At 70.9% G+C, this 2651-nt stretch carries 2 protein-coding genes and 1 pseudogene; 1 reads left to right on the top strand and 2 read right to left on the bottom strand.

The window, feature by feature from the left end:
• Positions 1 to 209 precede the first annotated feature (209 nt).
• The gene (locus X946_RS04595; protein ID WP_038744528.1) at positions 210 to 1121 is read right to left on the bottom strand and encodes a LysR family transcriptional regulator; all 912 of its coding nucleotides are present in this window, start codon (positions 1119 to 1121) and stop codon (positions 210 to 212) included.
• A 103-nt stretch (positions 1122 to 1224) separates the two neighbouring features.
• Here X946_RS04595 and X946_RS04590 point away from each other — a divergent pair, with 103 nt between their 5' ends.
• Complete coding sequence (locus X946_RS04590) at positions 1225 to 2214, top strand: zinc-dependent alcohol dehydrogenase family protein (RefSeq protein ID WP_038744526.1); 990 nt, start codon at positions 1225 to 1227, stop codon at positions 2212 to 2214.
• A 230-nt stretch (positions 2215 to 2444) separates the two neighbouring features.
• Here X946_RS04590 and X946_RS36045 read toward each other — a convergent pair.
• Positions 2445 to 2651, bottom strand: a pseudogene (locus tag X946_RS36045) (hypothetical protein); the annotation flags it as partial.

Below are 2651 nucleotides of genomic sequence, written 5' to 3'. Positions count from 1 at the left end.
GTGAATCGCCCGGTGAATCGCCCGGTGAATCGCCCGGTGAATCGCCCGGTGAATCGCCCGGTGAATCGCCCGGTGAATCGCCCGGTGAATCGCCCGTCGGAACGCAGCCATCATGCCGCCCCACCGTCTCGCATCGCGGCGTCGCGATACCACGCTGCCGCCCGAGCACGCCGCACCCCGCCGCCCCGCCCCTCCGATGCCTCAACCGCTCACGGCCGCCCGTCGCCCGGCGCGCCGCCGAACGTCGCGATCACGTAGTCGATGAAGCTTCGCAGCTTCGGCGTCGGCCGCCGGTCCGGCGAATACAGCAGGTGGATCGGCCGCGCGGGCGGCTCGTAGCCCGGCAGCAGCCGCACGAGCCGCCCCGCGGCGAGATCGTCGCCGACGAGCTCGGTGGGCTGCAGGATGATGCCGAGCCCGTCGAGCGCGGCCATCCGCAGCGCCGCGCCGTTGTTGACCGCGAGCCGGCTCCTCACGCGCACCGCCTGCTGCCCGTGCGCGCTCTCGAACGGCCATTCGAGCGCCGCCGGCTGCCCCGAATACGAAAACCCGAGGCATTCGTGCGCGGCCAGATCGGCGGGCTCGGCCGGCGTGCCGTGCTCGGCCAGGTACGCGGGCGACGCGCACAACACGAGCCGGTACTGCGCGAGCGGCCGCGCGATCAGCCTCGAATCGGCGAGCGGCGCGATGCGGATCACCGCGTCGTAGCCCTCGTCGACGACGTCGACGACGCGATCGCTCAGCGTGAGATCGACCTGCACCTCGGGATACGCGCGCATGTACACCGCGAGCATCGGCATCAGGCAATGCACGCCGAAGCTGATCGGCGCGTTGATGCGCAACGTGCCGCGCGGCGCGGCCATCAGGTTCGCGGCCAGCGCGTCGACGGCCTGCGCTTCGGCCAGCACCGCGCGGCTGCGCTCGTAGAACGCGCGGCCGGCTTCGGTCAGGCTCTGGCGGCGCGTCGTGCGATTGATGAGCCGCATCCCGTAATGGGTCTCGAGAAAGCGCACGTGCTTGCCGACCATCTGCGACGACAGGCCGAGCGACTCGCCCGCCGCCGCGAACGAGCCCGTTTCCGCGGCCTTCACGAACACCGCCATGCTGGTGAGTCGATCCATGATTCGAAACCATTCGTTTCAATAGCTGATTCGACTATACGATTTATCGTCGAATCGGCGCGAATTATAGTGGCCTCACCGATTTTTCTCATGGAGATCCGACATGGCACGCATCGTACGCATCCATCAGACCGGCGGGCCCGACGTCCTGCGCTTCGACGAAATCGAGCCGGCGCCGCCGGGACCGGGCGAAATCGCGCTGCAGGTGAAGGCGCTCGGCCTGAACCGCGCCGAGTCGATGTTCCGCTCGGGGCACTACGTCGAGACGCCGGTCTTTCCGGCGCGGCTCGGCTACGAGGCGGCGGGCGTCGTCAGCGCCGTCGGCTCCGGCGTGACGGGCTTCGCGGTCGGCGACGCGGTCAGCATCGTGCCGCCGCTGTCGATCACGCGCTGGGGCACGTACGGCGAAGTCGCGACGGTGCCCGCCGACCTGGCCGTCAAGCATCCCGCATCGCTCGGCTGGACCGAGGCGGCCGCCGTGTGGATGCAGTACGTGACCGCGTGGGGCGCGCTGATCGACCTCGCGCAGATCAAGCGCGGCGATGCGGTCGTCATCACCGCGGCGTCGAGCAGCGTCGGGCTCGCGGCGATCCAGATCGCGCGGATGGCCGGCGCGGTCGCGATCGCGACGACGCGCACCGACGCGAAGGCGCAGGCGCTGCGCGAGTTCGGCGCCGACCACGTGATCGTCACGCAGCGCGAGGATCTCGCCGCGCGCGTGCGCGAGATCACGGGCGGCGCGGGTGCGCGGGTCGCGTTCGATCCGGTCACGGGCCCGATGCTGCCGCAACTGGCCGACGCGCTCGCGTACGGCGGCATCGTGATCGAGTACGGCGCGCTCGCCGCCGAGCAGGCGCCCTTCCCGCTGTTCGCCGTGCTCGGCAAGATGCTGAGCGTGCACGGTTACCAGTACAAGCGCGTTGTCGGCGACCCGGCGAAGCTCGACGCCGCGAAGCGCTTTGTGCTCGACGGGCTCGCGTCGGGCGCGCTCAAGCCGGTGATCGACCGTGTGTTCCCGCTCGACCGGATCGCCGACGCGCACCGCTATCTGGAATCGAACGAGCAGTTCGGCAAGATCGTCGTCGCGGTGTGACGGCGCCGAGCGTGCGTTGATGCTTCGTCAGGCGAAGCGGCGGTGGTGAGCGGCGAGCGACGAGCGGCGAGCGGCGAGCGGTGTGCGGTGTGCGGTGTGCGATGCGTGGTGCGCTGCGAGCGGCGTGCGACCTGTCGGCCGTTCCTCGTGCGCCGTCGACTTCGGACGCGAACGCTCGTCAACCGTGCATGCACACCACGCGCGCCGCTCACCATTCGCACCGCTGGCCGTCACGCCTCATCGGCGGCGCGCACGGGCTGCGTCGCGCACCCGCCCGACGCGAACCGCCGTTCGAACCGTGCGGCGACGAACGCGCGCACCCCATGCAATCGCCAGTCGGCGGTTGGCGGTTGGCGGTTGGCGGTTGGCGGTTGGCGGTTGGCGGTTGGCGGTCGGCGGTCGGCGGTCGGCGGTCGGCGGTCGGCGGTCGGCGGTCG

The organism is Burkholderia sp. ABCPW 111 (assembly GCF_000773065.1).
Lineage (GTDB): Bacteria > Pseudomonadota > Gammaproteobacteria > Burkholderiales > Burkholderiaceae > Burkholderia > Burkholderia savannae.
The sequence above is the reverse complement of the archived record's forward strand: the minus strand, read 5'-3'. Positions and strand labels throughout refer to the sequence as shown.